We start from the raw sequence: 21636 nt of genomic DNA, 5'->3' as shown, positions 1-21636 counted from the left end.
TCGTCATCAACGGAGAATTGGATGTTTCGAAGAATTTGCATCAACTGGCTGCCGGGGCTGCTGCTCGGACTCGCGGCCAGCGGGGCGTGGGCGCAAGCCGCGGCCCCTGCATCACCTGCCGTAACCACGCTCAGGCAGGCGTTCGACGCCGCGTGGGCGCGTCAGCCCGAGGCGCAGTCGCTCGACATGCGCCGGGCGGCGGCGCTCGCGCGACGCGAGAGTGCCGACAGCTGGTCGGCCGAACCGCCGGCCTTCGAGGTGTCGGGCAAGACCGACCAACTCCACCGCAACGACGGCAGCCGCGAATACGAGATCGGCCTCGCGGTGCCGCTGTGGTTGCCCGGCGAACGCGCAGCGACCGCGGCTCTCGCCGATGCCGAAATGCGTGCGAGTACGAGCCGCACGCTTGCGGCACAGCTGCGCACGGCCGCCGCGGTGCGGGCCGCGTACTGGGATTGGCAGCGCGCGCGGATCGACATCCTGGTCGCCCGCGAGCGGCTTGCCAGCGCCCGCGAACTCGCCGCGGATGTGTCGAAACGGGTTCGGGCCGGCGATCTCGCACGCGCCGACCAGCATCAGGCGGACGGAGCGGTGGCGACTGCCGAAGCGTCGCTCGCCGAAGCCCGCGGCGCGCTCGCGGGTGCGGAACAGCAATTGCGCGCCCTGACTGGCATGACACCTGCGCTTGCCGCGGAAGGACTCTCCGTGGCCGAAGCCGAGCCCGCCCCAGGCGGCAACTCCGTCCCCCTGGAGGCGCGGCATCCGGCCCTCGCGGAACTGCGCGATCGGGCGGAGCTTGCACAACGCAGCATGACCCTCGCCGGGATTCAGGGTCGCGCCAATCCCGAGCTTTACCTGGCGACGACGCGCGAGCGCGGCGCATCCGGCGAATCCTGGCAACAGTCAGTGACGATCGGGGTACGCATTCCCTTCGGATCCGACACCCGCAACCGCGCCCGTGTTGCCAATGCCAGCGCCGAGGCGATCGAAGCCGAAACCCAGCTGAGGCTGGAACGCGAACGCCTGACGGCCGAAGTGGATACGGCGCGCGTCCGCGTCGAATCGGCGCGCACCCTGGTCGCCTCTGCCGAACAGCGCGCGCACTTGGCCCGCGAGTCGCGCGGCTTCTTCGAGAAGGCGTTCCGCCTCGGCGAAACCGATCTGCCGACCCGCCTGCGCATCGAACTCGAAGCCGCCGAAGCCGAGCGCCAGGTGGCGCGCACCCGCATCGAACTGGCCGCGGCCGTGTCCGCGCTGCGGCAGGCCATGGGACTTCTTCCCGAATGAACACCAGGAACCCGAACATGAAAGCTTCTCTTACTCTGGCGGCGTGGAGCCTTGCCGCCGTCCTTGCGGGCGTCACGCCCCAGGCCCTGGCCGGCGAAGGCCACGACCACGGCGACGCCCCGGCGCCCGTGGCGGGCCCGGCGCTGCCGCGATTCACCGCCGTTTCGGAGCTCTTTGAGCTGGTGGGCGTGGTCGATGGCAAGCGCATCACACTCTATCTCGACCGCTTCACCGACAACAGCCCGGTCAAGGACGCGACGCTGGAGCTGCAACTCGACGGCAACGCGATCCCCCTCGAAACCCATGCCGACGGCGAATTCGAAGCCACGTTGCAGGACGCACTCAAGCCCGGGGTCGTGTCCGTGACGGCCACGGTCGTCGCCGGACAGGACTCGGATCTCCTAGCCGGCGAGCTGGATCTGCATGAAGAAGCCGCCGAGGCGCACGACGAAACGGCCGGACCAGGCTTGAACTCTTACGCGGGATGGCTCGGCGGCGGCGTTCTCGTGCTCGGACTCGTCGGCTGGGCCGCGCTGCGCAAGGGAAACGCCCGCAACCGTTCGGCCGGAGGTGTCGCATGAAACCGGGAATCCTGCTGGTCATGCTGTGCCTCGTCACTGCCGGTGCATTGTGGAACGCATTCGCTGGCGACGGGCACGATCACGGCGACGAAGGTTCGGCGCCCGTCGGCGGCAACGGGCCGCGACGGCTGCCCGATGGCAGCGTATTTCTGCCCAAGCCGGCACAACGCCAGATCGGCGTGCGCACCCAGGTCACGGAAGCCGGCAACCTGCCGCGCACGGTGGCGCTCGCCGGCAAAGTGGTGATGGACCCCAACGCGGGCGGAAAAGTGCAGGCGCTGGTCGCCGGCCGCCTCGAAGCCGGGCCCCGCGGCTTGCCCGGAATCGGGCAGGCGGTGAAGAAGGGCGAGGTGCTGGCGTACGTCGTGCCATCGGCGGGACAGATCGAACGCTCGAACCAGATGGCGCTGCTCGCCGAGTTGCAGGCCGCCAAGGCGCTCGCGGAGAAGCGCGTGGCGCGGCTGAAGGAGCTCGCCGACACGGTGCCGCGCAAGGAGATCGAAGCCGCCGAGAGCGAACTCGCGAGTCTCGCGGCCCGCGTGACGGCGGTGGGGGCGGGGCTCAGCAATCGCGATGCGCTCGTGGCGCCCGTCGCGGGCGTGATCGCGTCGAGCAATGCGGTCGCCGGCCAGGTCGTCGACGCGCGCGAACTGGTGTTCGAGATCGTCGATCCGAAGCGGCTGCGCGTCGAGGCGCTGGCCTACGATGTCGACACCGCCATCGATGTCGCCGGCGCGAGCCTCGCGGTCGGCGAGCAACGCGTGACGCTCGACTTTCTCGGCGCGGCGCGCAGTCTGCGCGAGCAGGCGCTGCCGCTCGCGTTCGGTGCCGCGGGCGATTCTCTGGCGCGTTTCGCCGTCGGGCAACCGGTCGAGGTGTTCGTGCAAACGCGCAGCACGCTGCAGGGCGTCAGCGTTCCCGCCGCGTCGGTGCTGAAGAATCCCGCGAACCAGACCATCGTGTGGGTCAAGACCGCGCCGGAGCGCTTCGAGCCGCGCACCGTCACGACCGCGCCGCTCGACGGGGCGAACGTGGCCGTGACGTCGGGCCTCGCGGCCGGTGAGCGGGTCGTCACCAACGCGGCCACCCTGATCAACCAGATCCGCTGACGGGGAGCCCGATCGATGTTCAAGTGGCTACTCGACAACAGTCTCGGCAACCGGCTGCTGGTGATCATCGCCAGCCTGGTGCTGATGGCCTACGGCGCATTCACGCTCACACGCACGCCCGTGGACGTGTTCCCGGACCTCAACAAGCCGACGGTCACGATCATGACCGAGTCCGGCGGTATGGCGGCGGAGGAGGTCGAACAGCTCATCACCATCCCGCTCGAAACGACGATGAACGGGCTGCCCGGCGTGGAGTCGGTGCGCTCCATCTCAAGCGCGGGGCTGTCCTTCATCTACGTCACCTTCGACTGGAGTACGGAGATCTTTCGCGCCCGGCAAATGGTGTCGGAGCGCCTGTCCGCGATGGAGGAAGGCCTGCCGGAGGACGTGATCCCGCGCATGGGGCCGATCAGCTCCGTGATGGGCGAAATCATGCAGATCGCGATCCCGATCGATACCGCGAAGATCTCGCCGATGCAGGTGCGCGAGTACGCCGACTGGGTGCTGCGTCCGCGTCTCATGGCCATCCCCGGCATCGCGCAGGTCATCCCGATCGGCGGCGAAGTGCGGCAGTTCCAGGTGCAGCCGGATACACGGCGCATGGCGGAACTCGGCATTTCGCTGGAGCAGATGGAGGCGGCGATCCGCGGGTTCTCGTCGAACACCTCGGGCGGCTTCCTCGAACTCACCGGGCGGGAATACCTGATCCGCAACCTCGGACGCACCTCGAGCCTGGAGGATCTGAAGAATCTCGCGATCACGGCACGCGACGGTCAGCCGATCCTGCTGCGCCAGATTGCCTCCGTGACGTTCGCACCGGCGCTGCGCCGCGGCGATGCGGGTTTCGAGGGCAAACCGGCGGTGATCCTCGGCATCCAGAAGCAGCCGACCGCGGACACCATTCACCTCACCCGCTCGATCGAGGCGGCGCTCGACGAGATGAAGAAATCGCTGCCCGCCGGCATGGAGGCGCCGCAGGTGACGTTCCGGCAGGCAAGCTTCATCGAGGCGTCGATCGGCACGCTGCAGGGCAAGCTGATCGGGGCCTCGGTATTCGTCGCGGCAATCCTGTTCTTCTTCCTCGGCACGCTGCGCCCGACGGTGATCGCGCTCACCGCGATCCCCGTGTCGATCTTCATGACGGCGCTGGTGTTCAAGTATTTCGGTCTGTCGGTCAACACGATGACGCTCGGGGGGCTGGCGATTGCGATCGGCGGTCTGGTCGACGACGCGGTGGTGGGCGTCGAGAACGTGTTGCGCCGGCTGAAGGAGGATCGCGCGAAACATCACGATCACCGCCTGCACCCGATCGAACTGGTCGCGCACGCGACGATGGAAGTGCGCTCGGCCATCCTCTACGCGACGATCATCATCGTGCTGGTATTCCTGCCGTTGTTCGCGTTGCCCGGCATGGAGGGGCGGCTCTTCGTACCGCTCGGCGTGGCGTTCATCGTGTCGACCTTGGCGTCGCTGGTCGTGTCGGTGACTGTCACGCCGGTCCTGTCGTTTTACCTGCTGCCGCGCATGAAATCGCTCGAACATGGCGACACGCGCGTGCTCGCGTGGCTCAAGGCGCGCTACCGCAACAGCTTGCAGGCCGTCCTGAATCGCCCCAGGGCCGCCGTGACCGCCGGGGCGATCGCGGTCGTCGTCGCGGCGGCCGCCGTGCCGTTCTTTCCGACGACCTTCCTGCCGCCGTTCAACGAGGGCACCCTGCTCATCGGTATGCGCCTCAACCCTGGGGTGACGCTCGCCGAATCGACGGCACTCGCGCAGCAGGCCGAGGTGCTGGTGAAGCAGGTGCCCGAAGTTACCTACGTCGGGCGCCGCAGCGGACGTGCGGAACTCGATGAACATGCTGAAGGCGTGCACGTCAGCGAGCTCTATGTCGGGCTCAAGCCGGCGTCAGAACTCACCCGTTCGATGGGGGAGATCGCCGCCGACATCCGCGCCCGGCTCGTGAACCTGCCCGCGGCGATCGCGATCGGTCAGCCGATCTCGCACCGCATCGACCACATGCTCTCGGGCGTGCGTTCGCAGATCGCGATCAAGATCTTCGGTGAGGATCTCGACACACTGCGGGGGCAGGCCGATGCGCTGCGGGCGCGGCTCGCCGGCATTCCCGGTCTCGCGGATCTGGAAATCGAAAAACAGGTGCTCGCGCCGCAGATCAAGGTGCGCATCGACTATGCGGCGGCGGCGCGTTACGGGGTGCCGGCACCGCAGATCCTGGTCGCGCTGCAGAACCTCGTCGAGGGCGAGAAAGTGACGCAGATCGTCGAAGGCGGTCGGCGTTTCGCGCTCGTCGTGCGCCTGCCCGAGTCGGCGCGGTCGGTCGAGGGGCTCGCGCAGATTCTCATCGAAACCCCGACCGGGCATGTCCCGCTGTCGAAACTCGCGTCCATCGAGGAGGGCGACGGGCCGAACCAGGTCAGCCGCGACGACGGCAAGCGCCGCATCGTGCTGTCGGCCAACGCGCAGCAGCGCCCGCTGTCGCAGATCGTCGAGGACATCCGCACCGTGGTGGCCGATATGCAGCTGCCAGAGGGCTACTTCATCACGCTCGGCGGGCAATTCCAGGCGCAGGAAGAAGCCTCGCGCCTCGTGGGACTGCTCTCTATCGTGTCGCTCGTGCTGATGTTCGTCGTGCTCTACAGCCGCTACAAGTCCGTGCGGCTCTCGGCGTTGATCATGGCCAACATTCCGCTCGCGCTGGTCGGTGCAGTGATCGGCTTGTGGATCTCCGGCCAGCCGCTGTCGGTCGCGGCGCTCATCGGCTTCATCACTCTCGCCGGTATCTCGGTGCGTAACGGCATCCTGAAGGTCAGCCACTACATCAACCTGATGCGCATCGAAGGCGAAGGTTTCGATCACGCAATGATCCTGCGCGGCTCACTGGAGCGACTGTCACCGGTGCTGATGACCGCCCTGGTCACCGCCTTCGCGCTGGCGCCGCTGCTGTTCGAGGCCGAACGCCCGGGCACCGAGATCCTGCATCCGGTCGCCGTGGTGATCTTCTCGGGGCTCATCAGTTCGACGCTGCTCGATACCTTCCTCACGCCCGCGATGTTCTGGCTCTTCGGCCGTCGTGACGTCGAGCGCCTGCTCAACGACCGCAACGCCGAAGCGTTCTGATCCTGACCCATTCACGACACCGAACCTGAAAGGAGAAAACATGAAACTCTCGAAACTCATTACCCTTGCCGCCCTGGTGGCCGTCGGTCCCGCCTTCGCGGCGGACAAGCACGCCCACGCCCACGAACATGAGTCCATGCACGGCGGCCTGGTGGTCGAGGTCAAGGATGTCGACCTCGAGCTCGTCGCCAAGCCGGACGTCATCCAGCTGCACCTGCGCGATCACGGCAAGCCGGTTGATGTGACCAACGGCAGCGCGAAGCTCACGCTCCTGTCTGGCACCGACAAACAGGAAGTCGAACTCAAGCCGGCCGGCGACCGGCTGGAGGCCAAGGGCAGCTTCAAGGTGGGCGCTGGCACCAAGTTGGTGGCCGTCGTCACGTTGCCGGGCAAGCCCTCCACCACCGCGCGCTTCACGCTGAAGTGACGTCGTCCGCTTGCCCGCAGCGCGTCGCTGCGGGCGGCCAACTCATGTAACCCGGGAGTGACCCAATGAAAACTCTTGTGGCAGGACTGGTTGCCGTTGCCGTCGGTGGACTAGGGCCTGTTAACACTATCGCAACGATTCGACGATCAGTGCGAAGTGGATGAAGGCCGCGAACATGACGTCGAGCTTGTCGAAGCGACTGAAGATGCGGCGGAACCCTTTCAGACGGCGCAACAGGCGCTCGATTTCGTTGCGGCGCTTGTAGATCTCGGTGTTGTACGCCCATGGCTGGGCCCGCAGCGGATGCGGGGGCACGACCGGATCCAGGCCCAGATCCAGCGCGAGCTGCCGGGTTTCATTGCCCTCGTAGGCGCGATCCATGACCAGATGGCAGCGCGCGCTCAGGGGTGGCAGGGCATGCAGCAGGGCGCGACCGGCTGGGGCATCGCCCGCCTGGCCCGGCGAAAGCGAGAAGGCTAACGCGCAGCGGGAATCCGCGGCAGCCATATGAATTTTGGTGGTCCAGCCTGCGCGGGAGCGGCCGATGGCCTGCGGGCCGTTTTTTTCGTGCGCCGGTGCCGTCCGGGTGGACTTTGACGATCGTACTGTCCAGGCTGACCGCCTCCAGCCGCACCCGGACCAGCTGTTCGGCCTGCATGCGCTCGAAGACCCGATCCAGGACCCCGGCCTTGGCCCACCGGTTCATCCGCGTGTAGATCGTGTGCCAGTTGCCGAACCGCTTGGGCAGGGCCCGCCACTTGCAGCCATTTTCGGCCACGAACAGGATCGCGTTGAGCACTTGAAGGTTGTCCAGCGACACATTGCCCCGCTGCCGCGGCAGGCAATCCTCGATACGCGCGAATTGCGCAGGCGTCAGTTCCATGCGCAGTATGTTAGCACGTAGTGTTAACAGGCCCTAGGCCCGGCGCCCGGCCGCCCGAAGCCGGGCCGACACCCCCCTGGGGGGTGGGCGCAGCCCCGGGGGCACACGACCCCGCCCGGCGCCCGGCCGCCCGAAGCCGGGCCGACACCCCCCTGGGGGGGGTGGGCGCAGCCCCGGGGGCACACGACCCCGCCCGGCGCCCGGCCGCCCGAAGCCGGGCCGCCATGGAATAATCGGCGGCCCGGAACCGCCGGCCGGGCGCTGCCGCCCAGGAAGGCCAGCCCTGCCCCTCGCCGGCCGCCCTGCTCCAGCCATGACTTCACGCCCCATCCGCTCCCAGTACGAAGACTTCATGCGCCACGTCTTCGAGCACGGCACGCCGAAGACCGATCGCACCGGCACCGGCACCCGCAGCGTGTTCGGCTACCAGATGCGCTTCGACCTGTCGGAGGGATTCCCGCTGGTCACCACCAAGAAGCTGCACGTCAAGTCCATCATCTACGAGCTGCTGTGGTTCCTGCGCGGCGACAGCAACGTGAAGTGGCTGCAGGAGCGTGGCGTGACGATCTGGGACGAGTGGGCGCGCGAAGACGGCGACCTCGGACCCATCTACGGCGTGCAATGGCGCTCGTGGCCCAAACCCGACGGCGGCCACATCGACCAGATCGCCGAGGTGCTGCGCACGCTCAAGAGCAACCCCGACTCGCGCCGCATCATCGTGAGCGCCTGGAACGTCGCCGACCTGCCCAAGATGGCGCTCGCGCCGTGCCATGCCCTCTTCCAGTTCTACGTGGCCGACGGCAAGCTCTCGTGCCAGCTCTACCAGCGCAGCGCCGACATCTTCCTCGGCGTGCCGTTCAACATCGCGAGCTACGCGCTGCTGACTCACATGGTCGCGCAGCAGTGCGACCTGGGCGTGGGCGACTTCATCTGGACCGGCGGGGACTGCCACATCTACAACAACCACGTGGAGCAGGTCCGACTGCAACTCTCGCGCACGCCCCACCCCTACCCGGAACTGCGCATCAAGCGTCGGCCGTCGTCGCTGTTCGAGTACGAGTTCGACGACTTCGAGTTCATCGACTACCAGCACCACCCGGCCATCAAGGCGCCCGTGGCGGTGTAGCCCGCGAGGCTCGGTGCCATGCTGACGGGGCGACAGCTCGGCGCACTGGTGTTCCTCACGCTGATGTGGGGACTCAACTGGCCGATGATGAAGTTCTCGCTGCGTGAGCTCACGCCGCTGTACTTCCGGGCGGTGACGATGACGGGCGGCGCGCTGATGCTGTTTTCCTTCTATGCGGCGCGCGGAGTGCCGATGCGCCTGGGTCTGAGGCAGGCCGGCCAGGTCGCGGCGCTGGCCCTGCCCAACATCCTCGGCTGGCATCTCTTCTCCATCCTCGGCGTGCGCGAGCTGGCCTCCGGCCGGGCAGCGATCCTCGGCTTCACGATGCCGATCTGGACGGTGCTCATCACGGTCGCGCTCTTCGGCGAACGCCTGTCGCGCCGCATGCTGGTGAGCGTCATCTGCGCCGCCGGGGCCGTGGGTCTGCTCGTGATGGAGGAGCTTTCCGCCCTGGCGGGCCGTCCGCTCGGCATCGTCTGGATGCAGATCGCCGCCTTCAGCTGGGCACTGGGCACGGTCCTGATGCGCCGCACCACCTCGCCGCTGCCCACCGAGGCGCTCACCGTATGGATGATGCTGCTCGGCTCGGTGACGTTCTGGTCCATCGCGGCTGCGGTCGAGCCCTGGCCCGCCTGGCAGTTCAGCGCGCCCATGTGGTGGTCGCTCGTCTGGGGCGCGACGATCAACTACGGCTTTGCGCAGATCATCTGGTTCGGCATGGCGCGGCAACTGCCGCCCTCGGCCAGCGCCTTTTCCATCATGGCGGTGCCGCTGGTGGGCACTGCCTCGGCCACCTTCATCGTGGGCGAGGTGCCCCACTGGCAGGACTGGGCCGCCGCGGTGCTCATCATGGCTGCCATCGCCAGCGCGCTGTTACCCCGCCGCACACGCGCAGGCAGCACGTCGGCGCGCGGCGCAGCACAATAGCACCATGACCCTGCCCGACCTGCCCCAGCTCAGCATCATCGCCGCCGTGGCGCGCAACGGCGTGATCGGCCACGCCAACGGGCTTCCCTGGCACCTGCCGGAGGACCTGCAGCACTTCAAGCGCACCACGCTCGGCTGCCCGGTGCTCATGGGGCGCAAGACCTTCGACTCCATCGGCAAGCCGCTGCCCGGCCGCCGCAATGTCGTCATCACCCGCGACCCACACTGGACGGCGCCCGGCGTGGAAGAAGCGCCCTCGCTGGCCGCCGCGCTGGAGTTGCTCAAGCACGCCACCAAGGTGTACATCATCGGTGGCTCGCAGGTGTTCGAGCAGGCGCTACCGCTCGTGGACGAACTGGTCCTCACCGAGATCGACCACGACTTCGAGGGCGACACCTACTTCCCGGCCTGGAACCGAGACGACTTCACCGAGGTGTCGCGCGAGACGCACCGCTCCCCTGCCGGGTGGGACTACCACTTCGTCACCTACCGCCGCAAGGTGCCGGTCCACCCTGGTGCGCTGCGCGCGGCGGGTGCCGAGCCGGCCGAAGAGTAAGAGCGGCTAACAAAACGGTGCGAGGCTACGCAGGCAGATGACGCAACAGGCCAGGGACAGCAGAGCCAGATGGGTATCGATGCTGCGCTCGAAGCGGATACGAAGCTTGCCGAAGGAGGCGATCCAGGCATGAGTGCGTTCGACCACCCAGCGATAGCGGCCGAGCCGGTCTTTGCTCTCGCGGCCCTTGCGAGCGATGCGGACTTTGATGCCACGTTGGTGCAGGTGCTGCCGGCAGCGTGGGAAGTCGTACCCTTTGTCGGCATGCAGCTTGTCGGGACGCGCACGCGGGCGACCACGCCGGCCAGCCACTGCCGGCATCGCATCGACAAGGTCCTCGAACACCACCGAGTCGTGCCGGTTGGCGCCGGTGACACAGAACATCAGCGGGATGCCTTTGCGATCCGTGACGAGGTGGCGCTTGCTGCCGAGTTTGCCGCGGTCGGTGGGATTGGGCCCCGTGTGCCGCCCCCCGGGGGCTGGGGACGCTGGCCCCATCCAGGCTGACGCGGCTGAAGTCCAGGCGGCCCGCGCCGCGAAGGTCGGCCAGCAACAGCATGTGCAGGCGGTGCCATACACCGGCTTTTTGCCACTCACGCAGCCTGCGCCAGCACGTCATGCCGCTGCCGAAGCCCAGTTCCTGGGGTAGATCTTCCCAAGGAATGCCAGTGCGCAGCACGAACAGGATGCCGTTGAGTGCCAGTTCGTCGTCAAGTCGAGGCCGGCCGCCCTTCGGCGAAGGCTTGACCTGCGGCAGCAGCGGCTTGATCTTCTTCCATAGCGCCGCGCTGATCTGCTTGTTCTTGCTTTGTCCCATGGTGCGTCAAACGGCTCAGCCGACCCGCGCGATGACAGCGTTTTGTTAGCCACTCTAAAAGAATCTTTGATCTCATGATGTGGAGATTCTGGGCCGTGCCGGTGGAAATGGCCGATCTGGCGCAAGAGCTGAACCGCATGCTGGACCGCCTGCAGGAGGACTTCCAGCGCCTTACCGATTTCGCGTCGGACCTCGCGCACGAGCTGCGCACCCCCATCAGCAACCTGCTGACGCAGACGCAGGTGGCGCTGACGACCAAGCGCGATGCCGCGACGTACCGCGACATCCTGGCCTCCAATGCCGAGGAATTTCAGCGTTTGGCACGCATGATGTCCGACATGCTGTTCCTAGCCAAGACCGAGCGCGGCGTGGATCTGCCGCACAAGGAGCGGTTTTCCGCCCGCCAGGACGCGCTGGCGCTGCTGGAGTTCTACGAGGCCGTGGCCGAGGAAAAACGCATCCGGCTCCAGTTGAAAGGAGACGGCGAGGTCGAAGGCGATCGCCTGATGTTCCGCCGTGCGGTGAGCAACCTGCTGTCCAATGCCCTGCGTTACACGCCCGAGGCCGGCGACATCACCATCCGTATCACCAGCACGGCACAAACCACGACAGTGGCCGTGGAGAACACTGGAACCGACATCGATGCCAAGATCCTGCCCCGGCTGTTCGACCGCTTCTACCGAGCCGATGCTTCCAGGGCCCATCCGGACTCCGATGGCTCCGGGCTGGGCCTGGCCATCACACGTGCCATCGCTGAGGCCCACGGCGGTAGCGTCACGGCGACGTCGGGCGACGGGCGAACCTGCTTCACCTTGATGTTTCCTCACCGTGGCTCACAGCCATCAAGCTGACAACAATGTCATCTGGCTGTCCAGATTCTGTTGGGGTGCGCTCCCTAAGATGAACACATCTCCTCAACGCCGACCAAGGCATGAGAGATGCAAGTTTCGTCCACCTTCTTCCTTAGGAGCTTCAACCATGATCCAACAACGCCTCTCCCTTTCTTCCATGATCGCAGCCGCAACCGCAGTGGTTGCTCTGGGCCTTCCAGGGATGGCTTCGGCAGCCTACGAGCATCCTGCCAACAATGAAAAGGGCGTAATCGTTCACCCGGAACACTTCAAGAGCGAGAAAACCCGCGCCCAAGTCAAGGCGGAGACCGAGGCTGCGATGCGGCAAGGCCGCCTTTCTTATGGTGAGAGCAACTACCCAATGCCTGTGCCTAATGTGGGCCCAGGGAAAACTCGTCAGCAAGTGATCAACGAAATGCTGAACGAGTCACCTGCCGAACGCTCCGAGCGTCTGCGTCTCTACTCCCCGGGTTGATAGCCCCCAATTGGGGCTCCAGCAGAGCACGTTGAATCCATTCTGTGGGATCGCGCGTCGGCCTGGCTAACCTCGGGATTTCAGCAGCCTGATAGGTCACGCCCCAAAAATTACCTGACAGAAATGTAATTTTTGAAACATCTTCCCGTCAGTCTCGGGCTTGCAGAATCACAACGTGCATTCGCACACGGTGGGCGGACTCAAATACGAAGTGCAACGCCCTGGATTTCAGTGAAAGAGTCGGCCCTGCAAAATTCATCTCGCGGCACCGACGAGAAGCGCCGGACGTGCAAGAGTAGCGAGTCGACTCGCCGACGCTGCGAGCGCTGACAGCAGCCAAAGCGAGCGCAAAAAGGCTGGAGCAATGCCCCGCCGGGCGATGGCACGCAGCAGCCCCACCCGAGCCGGGCCTGGAGCAAGTCGCGCTGCGCCGCGGCATGCGGGCGAAAACCGTCGATCTCGAACCGCGACACCGACGCACGCAGCCACGCGGGGCGGGCCTGCCATCCGGGCCGGCCCTCGCTCCGGGCGCCACCGGCCTCCGCCCCGAGCCGCACACCCATGCCCGCCCGCACTTGCCGCGCGCCGAAGCGACCGGCGTCGAGCCCGCCTTCCGCCTGCGGCTGCTGCACGGGGGCGGTATGCACCGCGACCACCCCCCCGGAGTTCGGCCCATACAAGACGGAGAACGGCCCGCGCAGCACCTCCACGGTCTCGGCGGAGGCGAGGTCGAAATGCCCCACCTGCCCCTGGCCGTCGGGCATGTGGGCGGAGATGCCGTCCGCATAGAGCCGCATCCCGCGCACGCCGAAGCCCGCGCGCGCGCCGAAACCGCGGGACGACATCTGCAGATCCTGCGCGTAGTTGTGCCGGTTGGAGACGACCAGGCCGGGCACGCGCACGAGTGCCTCGGAGAGGCTCACCATCGGCCCGGCCTCGCGCAGCTCCTCGGCATTCACGCGGCCGTAGGCATGAGGAAGCTGGAACCCATCTGCTTCAGCACCGCCGCCACGGACCACCACGGTGGGCAGTTCGTCACCCTCAGCATCCGCTTGCAAAGGAGCCCCGGCAGCGGCCAGGGCCGCAAGGCCCAGCACGAGGCAGCGCCGTGAACGAGCCGGCGAAAGAGCCGACGCAGCGCGCACTCCGCCAACGACTGCCGGGATCGAGACGGGCCTCTTCACGCAGGCGATGCTATCCGAGGGGCGCGCGGCCCCGGCCGATGACCCCACGTCGCCCGCGGCAGGCAAAATGCCCTCTTTGCCCCGGACTCGGCGCGCACGAAGGGCGCCGCCGGGCCCGCCTCCTGTCGTCCGAAACCGGCCCATGAAACTCGCCACCTGGAACGTCAACTCCCTCGCCGTGCGCCTGCCTCAGCTGATGGACTGGCTGGCCCAGCATCAGCCCGACGTCGTCGCGCTCCAGGAAACCAAGCTCACGGACGAGAAGTTCCCGCACCAGGCCCTGCGAGATGCCGGCTACCACGCCTGCTGGTTCGGCCAGCGCACCTACAACGGCGTCGCCCTGCTCAGCCGGGAGCCGGTGGACGACGTCGTGAAGAACATCTTCGGCTTTGCCGACGAGCAGGCGCGCGTGATCGCCGGCTCTGTGCGGGGGCTGCGCGTCATCGGCGCGTACTTCCCCAACGGACAGGCGCCGGGCACCGACAAGTTCGAGTACAAGCTGCAGTGGATGCGCGCGCTGCGCGACTGGGTGCGCGAGGAGCTCGCGCGGCATCCGAAGCTCGTGCTGATGGGCGACTTCAACATCGCCCCGGAGGACCGCGACGTGTACGACCCCGTCGCGTGGACAGGCCAGATCCATTGCACCGACGAAGAGCGGCATCACTTCCGCGAACTCCTCGCGCTCGGCCTGCACGACGCCTTCCGGCTGTTCGAGCAGCCGCCCAAGAGCTGGTCGTGGTGGGACTACCGCAACCTCGCCTTCCGCAAGAACCAGGGGCTGCGCATCGACCACATCCTCGTGAGCGACGCCTTGCGGCCTGCCGTCGAGGCGTGCGGGATCGACAAGGCCCCGCGCAAGAACGAGCGTCCGAGCGACCACGCGCCAGTCGTGCTCACGCTTGCAGACGCGGCGCTCGGTTGACCCTCCCGCGAGGCGCGGCACTCGTCCGCCTCAGTCCTCCAGGCCGAGTTCCTGGATCTTGCGAGTGATGGTGTTGCGGCCGATGCCGAGCTTCTGTGCCGCCTCGATGCGGCGCCCGTGGGTGATGTCGAGCGCGGTGCGGATGAGCTGAGCCTCGAAGCGGCGCGTCAGCGCGTCCCACACCTGCGCCTCGCCCGCCAGCAGCCGTTCGCGCGTTTCGCGCTCCAGGTCGTCCAGCCAGGAGCGCTCGCCGGGCGGCGCCTCGCGCTCGGGCACCGCCGGCTCCACGCTCACCGCGGGCTTGGGCGAGACGGTGGCCTCCCCCAGCAGCTCGGGCGGCAGGTCCTTGTCCTCGATCAGCTGCGCTGGCGCCATCACTGTGAGCCAGTGGCACACGTTCTCCAGTTGTCGCACGTTGCCGGGGTAGTCGAAGGCCACGAGGCGCTCCATGGCCGCATCGGAGATGCGCTTCGGCTCCACGCCCAGCTCCTTGGCGCTCTTCTGGAGGAAGTAGCGGGCCAGCGCCGGGATGTCCTCGCGCCGCTCCCGCAGCGGCGGCAGCCGCAAGCGGATCACGTTGAGCCGATGGAACAGGTCCTCGCGAAAGACGCCCTGCTTGACGCGCTCCTCGAGATTCTGGTGCGTGGCCGCGATGACGCGCACGTTGCTTCGCAGCGGCTGGTGCCCCCCCACGCGGTAGAACTGGCCGTCCGAGAGCACGCGCAGCAGTCGGGTCTGCAGATCCAGCGGCATGTCGCCGATCTCGTCGAGAAAGAGCGTCCCGCCGTCGGCCTGCTCGAAGCGCCCGCGTCGCATCGTCTGCGCACCGGTGAAGGCTCCGCGCTCGTGGCCGAAGAGTTCGGACTCCAGCAGGTCCTTGGGGATGGCGGCGGTGTTGATGGCCACGAAGGGGCCGCTGGCGCGCGGGCTGTGACGGTGCAGCGCACGCGCGACGAGTTCCTTGCCCGAACCCGACTCACCGGTGATGAGCACGGTGACGTTGCTCTGCGAGAGTCGTCCGATCGCGCGAAAGACGTCTTGCATCGCCGGTGCCTGCCCGAGCATCTCGGGCACCTGGGACATGCGCTCGTCGCGAACGGCCTCGCGCAGGCTCTCGTCCACGGCGCGGCGGATCAGCTCGACCGCCTTGGTCAGGTCGAACGGCTTGGGCAAGTACTCGAACGCGCCGCTCCGGAAGGCCGAGACCGCGCTGTCGAGGTCCGAGTAGGCGGTCATGATGATCACGGGCAGGCCCGGGTGACGCTCCTTCACCTGGGCCAGCAAGTCGATGCCCGATCCCCCGGGCATGCGGATGTCGGAGACGAGCACCTGGGGCTCGTCGGTTTCCAGCGCGGCCAGAACCTCCTGCGGGTGCGCGAAGCTGCGCACCGCCAGGCCCTCGCGCGCCAGCGCCTTCTCCAGTACGAAGCGAATCGAGTGATCGTCGTCAACGATCCAGATGGGTTTCATGCGCCGCCTGTCGTCTGCCCCAAGTCCTCGGCCCTTTGCCGCGGCGCTCGAGGCGTCACGGCAACGGGATCAGGATCTTGAACTCCGTGTTGCCCGGAACGCTCTCGCATTCGATCGTGCCCATGTGCTGCTGCACGAAGGTCTGCGCCAACGTCAATCCCAAGCCCGACCCGCCCTCTCGTCCCGACACCAAGGGATAGAAGATGCGATCCCGGATCGACTCGGGGATGCCCGGCCCGTTGTCGGAAATATGCAATTCCAATGCCAAACGATAACGCTGTTTCCCGATCGTCACCTGCCGGGCCACGCGCGTCTTGAACCGGATGCAGGCATCGCCCGCGGCGATGCGTTCGGCGAGCGCCTCGGCAGCGTTGCGGGCGATGTTGAGGACGGCTTGGATGAGCTGCTCGCGGTCGCCCCGGAACTCGGGAATCGACGCGTCGTAGTCGCGCACCACCTTGAGGCCCCGGGGAAACTCGGCGAGGATGAGCGAGCGCACCCGTTCGCACACCTCGTGGATGTTCACGTCGCCGACGAGGTGCGGCTTGCGGTGCGGCGCAAGCAGGCGGTCCACCAGCGCCTGGAGGCGATCGGCCTCGTGGATGATGACCTGCGTGTACTCCGTCAGCTCCTTCGACTCGAGCTCCATCTGGAGCAACTGGGCCGCGCCGCGGATGCCGCCCAATGGGTTCTTGATCTCGTGCGCCAGGTTGCGGAGGAGCTCCTTGGTCGCCTGCGCCTGGTCGAGCGCGCGCTCTTCGCGGTCCTGCCGCGTCTGCTGCTCGATCTCGAGCAACTCGACCAGCACCACATCGGGCATGTCGGTCTGCGTCACGACCACGTGCGCCGGCAGCGGCTCGCCCGGTGCCCCCGGAGGACGCCGCAGCTGCCCCTCGAATCGGCTGATGGCGAACTCGTTGCGTGCGACGGCCGCGACGGTGTCGCGGATCACCTCGGGCTCGATGAACCACTCGAAGAGCGAGCCGCGCAGCACGCTGCGGCGCGACAGGCCCAGCACCGTCTCGAATGCCGCATTGACGAAGACGGGGCGACCGTCGATATGCACCAGCGCCACCATCGTGGGCAGCAGATCGAATGCCGCATACGCCTCGGGGGTGGGGCCCTGCGGCGCAGGCATCGTCACGGGATCGCGCGGTGTCATCGAGGCACGCGGTCGCCGCCCGGGCTCGGGCGCGCTCCTCAGTTGGAAGGCGGCGGCAGCTTCGCCAGCTCGCGCTTGATCGCGGCGATGTCGCTTTCCTTGCGAGCGATGCCGGCCTTCAACTCCGAGACGCGGTCGAGGTACTTCTGGTAGTTGCGCTCGTCGCCGCGGCGCTCGGGCTCGCCATTGTTGTATTCCTTCTTCAGAGCGGCAAGCTGCTCTTCCTCCTTGCGCAGCTCGGCCTCCAGGATGCGGCGCGCCTCGTTGTCGCGCTCCTGCTGCACTCCGGGGCTCACCTTGGAGTCCGCCGGACGGGGCGCGGCAGCCGCCGGCGCCTTCGCAGGTGCACTGGCGCCGGCATTGGGAGCACGAGACTGCACCACCGTCACGTTGCCGCCCTCGACCGGGCGGCAGCCGCGCGACTCGGCCTCCTTCGGCGTGAGGGCGTTGGTGAAGTGGTTGCCCGGGCAGCGGTACACCTGCCCCTGGGCCAGCGCAGCGCCCGCGGCCGTGGCGAGGGCGACAGCAGCGGCAGAAACGGCAAGGCAACGCATGGTCGATGATCCCGTGGAATGGTCGTACCCGCAGATTGGACCGCAACGGCAGCCACCGGTTCGGCGGGAAAGGCGGCAAAGTATCGAGCAATCCTGGATTTTGACCAAATCCCGCACACCGCAGGCGTTTGCACAACGAAAAAGGGACGGCACCGGGCCGTCCCTCGAGGCGATCGCCGGGCGGCAGGGCCGCCCGTGAAGATCACAGGCTGTAGTACATGTCGAACTCGACCGGGTGGGTGGTCATGCGGAAGCGGGTCACCTCCTGCATTTTGAGTTCGATGTAGGCGTCGATGTAGGCATCGGTGAACACGCCACCCTTGGTCAGGAAGGCGCGGTCCTTGTCGAGGTGCTCCAACGCCTGGTCCAGGCTGTGGCAGACGGTCGGGATCTTCGCGTCCTCTTCGGGCGGCAGGTGGTAGAGGTCCTTGGTCGCGGCCTCGCCCGGGTGGATCTTGTTCTCGACGCCGTCCAGGCCCGCCATCAGCAACGCGGCGAAGCACAGGTAGGGGTTGGCCATCGGGTCCGGGAAGCGGGCCTCGATGCGGCGGCCCTTCGGATTGGCCACGTACGGAATGCGGATCGACGCCGAGCGGTTCTTGGCCGAATAGGCCAGCTTCACCGGGGCCTCGAAGCCGGGCACCAGCCGCTTGTAGCTGTTGGTCGTGGGGTTGGTGATCGCGTTGAGGGCGCGGGCGTGCTTGATGATGCCGCCGATGTAGTAGAGCGCGAACTCCGACAGGCCGCCGTAGCCGTCACCGGCGAACAGGTTCTTGCCGTCCTTCCAGACGGACTGGTGCACGTGCATGCCCGAGCCGTTGTCGCCCACGATGGGCTTGGGCATGAAGGTCGCCGTCTTGCCGTAGGCGTGGGCGACGTTCTGGATCACGTACTTCTGCAGTTGCAGCCAGTCGGCGCGCTGGACCAGCGTGGAGAACTTGGTGCCGATCTCCATCTGGCCGGCGTTGGCCACCTCGTGGTGGTGCACCTCGACGGGAATGCCCAGCGACTCGAGGATCAGGCACATCTCGGAACGCAGATCCTGCCCGGAATCGACCGGGGGCACCGGGAAGTAGCCGCCCTTGACCGTGGGACGGTAGCCGGTGTTGCCGTGCTCGTACTCCTTGCCGGTGTTCCAGGCCGCTTCCTCGGACTCGATCTTCACGAAGCAGCCGGACATGTCCACGTTCCAGCGGATGCTGTCGAAGATGAAGAACTCGGGCTCCGGCCCGAAGTAGGCCACGTCGCCGATGCCGGACGACTTGAGGTACGCCTCGGCCCGCTTGGCCAGCGAGCGGGGATCGCGCTCGTAGGGCTTGCCGTCACCCGGCTCGATCACGTCGCAGGTCAGGAACAGCGTCGGCTCTTCGAAGAACGGGTCGATGTTGGCGGTGTTGGGGTCCGGCATCAGAAGCATGTCCGAGGCCTCGATGCCCTTCCAGCCGGCGATCGAGGAGCCATCGAATGCGTGGCCCGACGTGAACTTGTCTTCGTCGAACGCGGAGATGGGCACGGTGACGTGATGCTCCTTGCCACGGGTGTCGGTGAACCGGAAGTCCACGAACTTGACTTCGTTCTCCTTCACCATCTTCATCACGTCGGCGACCGTCTTGTTGGTCATCAGATGCTCCTAGGGGACGTTTGAGAGGAATGAGAGTCGGCCGGGGTACCCGGCCGGCAAGTGGAGGGCAATTTAGCAGAACCCATGCCAGCGATCGCTCGCGCTGGCGCCCCGCTTTGATGCAAGGACCAGCGGCAGATCACCGCGCCGGCCCGGCTTCCGCCCCGCGCGCGCCCCAAACTGGACACCGGGACGCACATAAACGGTGCAACTCAGCGCACCAACTCGGGGCCCAGCCGCACGCCTTGCTCACGAAGGCCGCGCAGCAAGTCGGTGTAGGCCTCCTCGACCGCTGCCGGCTCGCCCTTGACGCCCAGTTCGATGTGCCGGCCGTGCACCGGGTGGTCCACGCTGGGCAGCGAGAAGACTTTGATGGCGCCGTGCCGCCGCTCGAGTTCCTCCATCAAAGGGGTGAGCGTCGCCTCCATCGCGCCGAAGACGACCACCGAGCGCTCGACGCGGCGCGCGTGAGGCGCCAGGTGGGCGTACCGGGTGTCGATCACCCATTCGATCATCGGCCAGGCCATCACCGGGAAGCCGGGAACGAAGTGGACATGCCCGACCGAGAACCCCGGGATCTTGTTGTAGGGGTTGGGGATGATCTCGGCCCCGGCCGGGAAGACACCCATGTTCAGCCGGCGCACGTTGTCGGGTCGATCCGGCTCGAACGGCAGCCCCTGCTCGCGCGCGACATCGGCCATGCGCTCGAGGATGAGGCGGCGGGCCTCGGGATGCAGTCGCAGCTCCACGCCCAGGGCGCGCGCGGCGCACTGACGCGTGTGATCGTCGGGCGTGGCCCCGATGCCGCCGCAGGAGAACACCACGTCGCCGCTGGCGAAGGCGTCGCGCAGCGCCGCTTCGAGCCGCGCCGGATCGTCGCCCACGTACCGGGCCCACGCGAGCGCAAGGCCGCGAGCACGCAAGAGCTCGATCACCTTCGGCAGGTGCTTGTCTTCGCGCTTGCCGGAGAGGATCTCGTCGCCCACGATCACAAGGCCGAACTGCACAGCGGGTTCCTTTCGAGAATCAGGGATTCGAGGCCGAAGGCGGCAGAGCCGGCGCTGCCCCCCTGTGTTCGATGCCGCCGACGGCGGTGCCACTCGCCCCGCCGCCGGCGTCGTCGTCGGGGCCCTGCGCGACGGGCACTGCCTCCCGCGCCCGCTGGAGTTGCAGCGCGGCCAGGCAGTAGTGCACGAACCACAACGACGAGAACGCAAACACCACCGTGTAGATCCACACCGAGGCCACGATCAACAGGGGCGCAAAGATGAAGCTCACCGCGCCGAAGGCCCACACCAGCGAGGGAGCCGCCCCCGCATAGCCGCTCAACACGCCCATGGCCCACAGCTGCCAGCGGTGCTCGTGCGTGAGCCGCAGGCGCTCCTCGCGCGTCGCGTGTTCTGCCAAGGCATCGAAGCTCATCACGCGGTAGGTGAGCCACCCCCAGATCAGCGGCGGCAGCACGAAGACGAGCGGCGGAATGAGCCACAAGGGCACGCTCACGACCAAGGCCAATAGCGCGACGACCGTCGAAGCCAGCGCCCAGGCCACGCTGCGCCACCACGATTCGCCCTGGCGCCGCTCCAAGGCCGGGAACCGCCGCGCCGCCACCAGCCGCACCAGCCACGGCGTCATGAAGAGCCCCACCGCGAGCAGCGAGGCGATGACGATGAGCGGGACGGCCAGCACGACGACGATGAGCGGCGCGAGCACGCCGCGCAGCCCGTGGGCGCCGATGGACTCCAGCCAGCCCAATGCGGCCTCGACCAGAGCCCACTGCTCCAGCTGCAGGCGCACCGCATCGACGGCCGGCTCCCAGAAGAACCACCCCAGGACGAAGGTGAGCGCCGCGATGCCCACCAGGGGAAGCAGCGAGAGGATCATGACGCGAGGGTGCAGACAGTACGCGACCGCGCGCCAGAACGCATCGAGCAGCAGACTCATCGCCGGCGCCCTCTCACTGCGCGTCGCCGTCCATCCATCTGGCCCAGCCCTCGTGACCGAGGCGCCGCAGCGTCTGGATGTTGACGCGGTAAATCGCGTCCGTGTCGGGCATCGATTCGACCGCGCGGGCGATGCTGTCCTCGCGCAGAAGGTGCAAGGTCGGGTACGGCGAGCGGTTGGTCCAGTTCTCGATGTCGTCGGCCCGAGTGCCCGCGAACCGGTAGTCCGGGTGGAAACTCGCCACCTGCAGGACCCCTTCGAGCCCCAGCGAGCGCACGGCCTCGTCGGCCACGTCGAGGAAGTCGTTGAACGCGAGGAAGTCCTGCAACACGTGCGGGTGCACGAGCAGGGTCGTCTCGACCTCGCTGGGATCGGCCGCGGCCAGACGCTGCAGTTCCCGGATCAGATCGTCCTGCAGCGCTTCCTCGGTCCTCGCATCGCTCACGGCATAGCGGATCAGGCCCCGGACCTGCGCTGCCTTCGCGAACGGGCAGAGGTTCAGGCCGATCACGGCCCGCTCCACCCAGTGGCGCGTCTGCTCGATCACGCGGCGCTCGTCGGCGGCGGCATGGGATGTCGCATTCATGGGCCGACAGTGTAGGCCG

General features: G+C 67.3%; 19 protein-coding genes and 2 pseudogenes. 11 read left to right on the top strand and 10 right to left on the bottom strand.

Annotated features, from left to right (window positions below; all coding sequences use genetic code 11):
- Window positions 1-21: 21 nt before the first annotated feature.
- From OMP39_RS05885 to OMP39_RS05865, 5 genes are read left to right on the top strand one after another with little or no spacing between them, the layout of a single operon-like run.
- Window positions 22-1287 (top strand): TolC family protein, encoded by a 1266-nt coding sequence (locus OMP39_RS05885; protein ID WP_264893915.1) that lies wholly within the window; start codon window positions 22-24, stop codon window positions 1285-1287.
- 17 nt (window positions 1288-1304) lie between these two features.
- On the top strand, window positions 1305-1868 hold the full coding sequence (locus OMP39_RS05880) for a hypothetical protein (protein ID WP_108080505.1): 564 nt from the start codon (window positions 1305-1307) through the stop codon (window positions 1866-1868).
- Window positions 1865-2977 (top strand): efflux RND transporter periplasmic adaptor subunit, encoded by a 1113-nt coding sequence (locus OMP39_RS05875; RefSeq protein ID WP_264893913.1) that lies wholly within the window; start codon window positions 1865-1867, stop codon window positions 2975-2977. Before OMP39_RS05880 ends, OMP39_RS05875 begins: the two co-directional genes overlap by 4 nt.
- A 15-nt stretch (window positions 2978-2992) precedes the next feature.
- The gene (locus OMP39_RS05870) at window positions 2993-6112 is read left to right on the top strand and encodes an efflux RND transporter permease subunit (RefSeq protein WP_264893912.1); all 3120 of its coding nucleotides are present in this window, start codon (window positions 2993-2995) and stop codon (window positions 6110-6112) included.
- A 40-nt stretch (window positions 6113-6152) separates the two neighbouring features.
- Window positions 6153-6539 (top strand): hypothetical protein, encoded by a 387-nt coding sequence (locus tag OMP39_RS05865; protein WP_264893911.1) that lies wholly within the window; start codon window positions 6153-6155, stop codon window positions 6537-6539.
- Window positions 6540-6665: 126 nt separating this feature from the next.
- Here OMP39_RS05865 and OMP39_RS05860 read toward each other — a convergent pair.
- Window positions 6666-7422: pseudogene (locus OMP39_RS05860) on the bottom strand (IS5 family transposase).
- A 313-nt stretch (window positions 7423-7735) separates the two neighbouring features.
- On the opposite strand from OMP39_RS05860, the gene OMP39_RS05855 reads away from it, so the two are divergent.
- The 3 genes from OMP39_RS05855 to OMP39_RS05845 are packed head-to-tail and all read left to right on the top strand — an operon-like array spanning window position 7736 to window position 10031.
- On the top strand, window positions 7736-8548 hold the full coding sequence (locus OMP39_RS05855) for a thymidylate synthase (protein ID WP_264893910.1): 813 nt from the start codon (window positions 7736-7738) through the stop codon (window positions 8546-8548).
- Between the two features lie 18 nt (window positions 8549-8566).
- Window positions 8567-9475, top strand: coding sequence for a DMT family transporter (locus OMP39_RS05850; RefSeq protein ID WP_264893909.1), 909 nt, complete (start codon window positions 8567-8569; stop codon window positions 9473-9475).
- Window positions 9476-9494: 19 nt separating this feature from the next.
- On the top strand, window positions 9495-10031 hold the full coding sequence (locus OMP39_RS05845) for a dihydrofolate reductase (RefSeq protein WP_264894451.1): 537 nt from the start codon (window positions 9495-9497) through the stop codon (window positions 10029-10031).
- Between the two features lie 6 nt (window positions 10032-10037).
- On the opposite strand, the gene OMP39_RS05840 is transcribed toward OMP39_RS05845, so the two are convergent.
- A protein-coding gene (locus tag OMP39_RS05840) for an IS5 family transposase (RefSeq protein WP_264893908.1) occupies window positions 10038-10848 on the bottom strand; the annotation gives its coding sequence in 2 pieces (ribosomal slippage) (window positions 10038-10509 and window positions 10508-10848; 813 coding nt in all).
- Window positions 10849-10940: 92 nt separating this feature from the next.
- Between OMP39_RS05840 and OMP39_RS05835 the strand changes: the two are divergent.
- Both OMP39_RS05835 and OMP39_RS05830 read left to right on the top strand, forming a co-directional pair.
- Window positions 10941-11699, top strand: a pseudogene (locus OMP39_RS05835) (heavy metal sensor histidine kinase); the annotation flags it as partial.
- Window positions 11700-11826: 127 nt separating this feature from the next.
- A complete protein-coding gene (locus tag OMP39_RS05830; RefSeq protein WP_264893907.1) occupies window positions 11827-12174 on the top strand; it encodes a DUF4148 domain-containing protein in 348 nt (115 codons plus the stop codon).
- Between the two features lie 200 nt (window positions 12175-12374).
- Here the strand turns inward: OMP39_RS05830 and OMP39_RS05825 are convergent, their stop codons facing one another.
- Window positions 12375-13271: a TonB-dependent receptor plug domain-containing protein gene (locus OMP39_RS05825; protein ID WP_264893906.1), complete on the bottom strand. Its 897-nt coding sequence runs from the start codon at window positions 13269-13271 to the stop codon at window positions 12375-12377.
- A gap of 229 nt (window positions 13272-13500) precedes the next feature.
- Here OMP39_RS05825 and xth point away from each other — a divergent pair, with 229 nt between their 5' ends.
- Window positions 13501-14280 (top strand): exodeoxyribonuclease III, encoded by a 780-nt coding sequence (gene xth, locus OMP39_RS05820; RefSeq protein ID WP_264893905.1) that lies wholly within the window; start codon window positions 13501-13503, stop codon window positions 14278-14280.
- A gap of 30 nt (window positions 14281-14310) precedes the next feature.
- On the opposite strand, the gene ntrC is transcribed toward xth, so the two are convergent.
- The 7 genes from ntrC to OMP39_RS05785 all read right to left on the bottom strand — a co-directional run bounded on the left by ntrC (window position 14311) and on the right by OMP39_RS05785 (window position 21617).
- The gene (gene ntrC, locus OMP39_RS05815) at window positions 14311-15750 is read right to left on the bottom strand and encodes a nitrogen regulation protein NR(I) (protein WP_264893903.1); all 1440 of its coding nucleotides are present in this window, start codon (window positions 15748-15750) and stop codon (window positions 14311-14313) included.
- A 55-nt stretch (window positions 15751-15805) separates the two neighbouring features.
- On the bottom strand, window positions 15806-16888 hold the full coding sequence (gene glnL / locus OMP39_RS05810) for a nitrogen regulation protein NR(II) (protein ID WP_425340671.1): 1083 nt from the start codon (window positions 16886-16888) through the stop codon (window positions 15806-15808).
- Window positions 16889-16950: 62 nt separating this feature from the next.
- Window positions 16951-17466: a hypothetical protein gene (locus OMP39_RS05805; RefSeq protein WP_264893900.1), complete on the bottom strand. Its 516-nt coding sequence runs from the start codon at window positions 17464-17466 to the stop codon at window positions 16951-16953.
- 202 nt (window positions 17467-17668) lie between these two features.
- Window positions 17669-19087 carry a type I glutamate--ammonia ligase gene (gene glnA, locus OMP39_RS05800; RefSeq protein WP_264893898.1) on the bottom strand — a complete coding sequence of 473 codons (1419 nt, stop codon included), beginning with the start codon at window positions 19085-19087 and terminating at the stop codon, window positions 17669-17671.
- Between the two features lie 212 nt (window positions 19088-19299).
- On the bottom strand, window positions 19300-20094 hold the full coding sequence (locus OMP39_RS05795; protein ID WP_264893896.1) for a competence/damage-inducible protein A: 795 nt from the start codon (window positions 20092-20094) through the stop codon (window positions 19300-19302).
- Window positions 20095-20113: 19 nt separating this feature from the next.
- On the bottom strand, window positions 20114-21031 hold the full coding sequence (locus tag OMP39_RS05790; protein WP_264893894.1) for an EI24 domain-containing protein: 918 nt from the start codon (window positions 21029-21031) through the stop codon (window positions 20114-20116).
- A 13-nt stretch (window positions 21032-21044) separates the two neighbouring features.
- The gene (locus tag OMP39_RS05785) at window positions 21045-21617 is read right to left on the bottom strand and encodes a DUF1415 domain-containing protein (protein WP_264893893.1); all 573 of its coding nucleotides are present in this window, start codon (window positions 21615-21617) and stop codon (window positions 21045-21047) included.
- Between the last annotated feature and the right edge of the window lie 19 nt (window positions 21618-21636).

It is taken from the genome of Schlegelella aquatica (assembly GCF_026013905.1).
In the GTDB taxonomy this organism is placed as follows: domain Bacteria; phylum Pseudomonadota; class Gammaproteobacteria; order Burkholderiales; family Burkholderiaceae_C; genus Caldimonas; species Caldimonas aquatica.
Note: the sequence above shows the minus strand (reverse complement) of the source record. Positions and strands in the feature narration are given on the sequence as shown.

Excerpts from the sequence above, each read along its gene's own strand:
- OMP39_RS05865 (WP_264893911.1), top strand. The coding sequence starts at position 6,153 with ATGAAACTCTCGAAACTCATTACCCTTGCCGCCCTGGTGGCCGTCGGT.
- OMP39_RS05830 (WP_264893907.1), top strand. The coding sequence starts at position 11,827 with ATGATCCAACAACGCCTCTCCCTTTCTTCCATGATCGCAGCCGCAACC.
- ntrC (WP_264893903.1), bottom strand. The coding sequence starts at position 15,750 with ATGAAACCCATCTGGATCGTTGACGACGATCACTCGATTCGCTTCGTA.
- OMP39_RS05885 (WP_264893915.1), top strand. The coding sequence starts at position 22 with ATGTTTCGAAGAATTTGCATCAACTGGCTGCCGGGGCTGCTGCTCGGA.
- OMP39_RS05880 (WP_108080505.1), top strand. The coding sequence starts at position 1,305 with ATGAAAGCTTCTCTTACTCTGGCGGCGTGGAGCCTTGCCGCCGTCCTT.
- OMP39_RS05785 (WP_264893893.1), bottom strand. The coding sequence starts at position 21,617 with ATGAATGCGACATCCCATGCCGCCGCCGACGAGCGCCGCGTGATCGAG.
- OMP39_RS05875 (WP_264893913.1), top strand. The coding sequence starts at position 1,865 with ATGAAACCGGGAATCCTGCTGGTCATGCTGTGCCTCGTCACTGCCGGT.
- OMP39_RS05790 (WP_264893894.1), bottom strand. The coding sequence starts at position 21,031 with ATGAGTCTGCTGCTCGATGCGTTCTGGCGCGCGGTCGCGTACTGTCTG.
- glnA (WP_264893898.1), bottom strand. The coding sequence starts at position 19,087 with ATGACCAACAAGACGGTCGCCGACGTGATGAAGATGGTGAAGGAGAAC.
- OMP39_RS05870 (WP_264893912.1), top strand. The coding sequence starts at position 2,993 with ATGTTCAAGTGGCTACTCGACAACAGTCTCGGCAACCGGCTGCTGGTG.
- OMP39_RS05855 (WP_264893910.1), top strand. The coding sequence starts at position 7,736 with ATGACTTCACGCCCCATCCGCTCCCAGTACGAAGACTTCATGCGCCAC.
- OMP39_RS05850 (WP_264893909.1), top strand. The coding sequence starts at position 8,567 with ATGCTGACGGGGCGACAGCTCGGCGCACTGGTGTTCCTCACGCTGATG.
- xth (WP_264893905.1), top strand. The coding sequence starts at position 13,501 with ATGAAACTCGCCACCTGGAACGTCAACTCCCTCGCCGTGCGCCTGCCT.
- OMP39_RS05805 (WP_264893900.1), bottom strand. The coding sequence starts at position 17,466 with ATGCGTTGCCTTGCCGTTTCTGCCGCTGCTGTCGCCCTCGCCACGGCC.
- glnL (WP_425340671.1), bottom strand. The coding sequence starts at position 16,888 with ATGCCTGCGCCGCAGGGCCCCACCCCCGAGGCGTATGCGGCATTCGAT.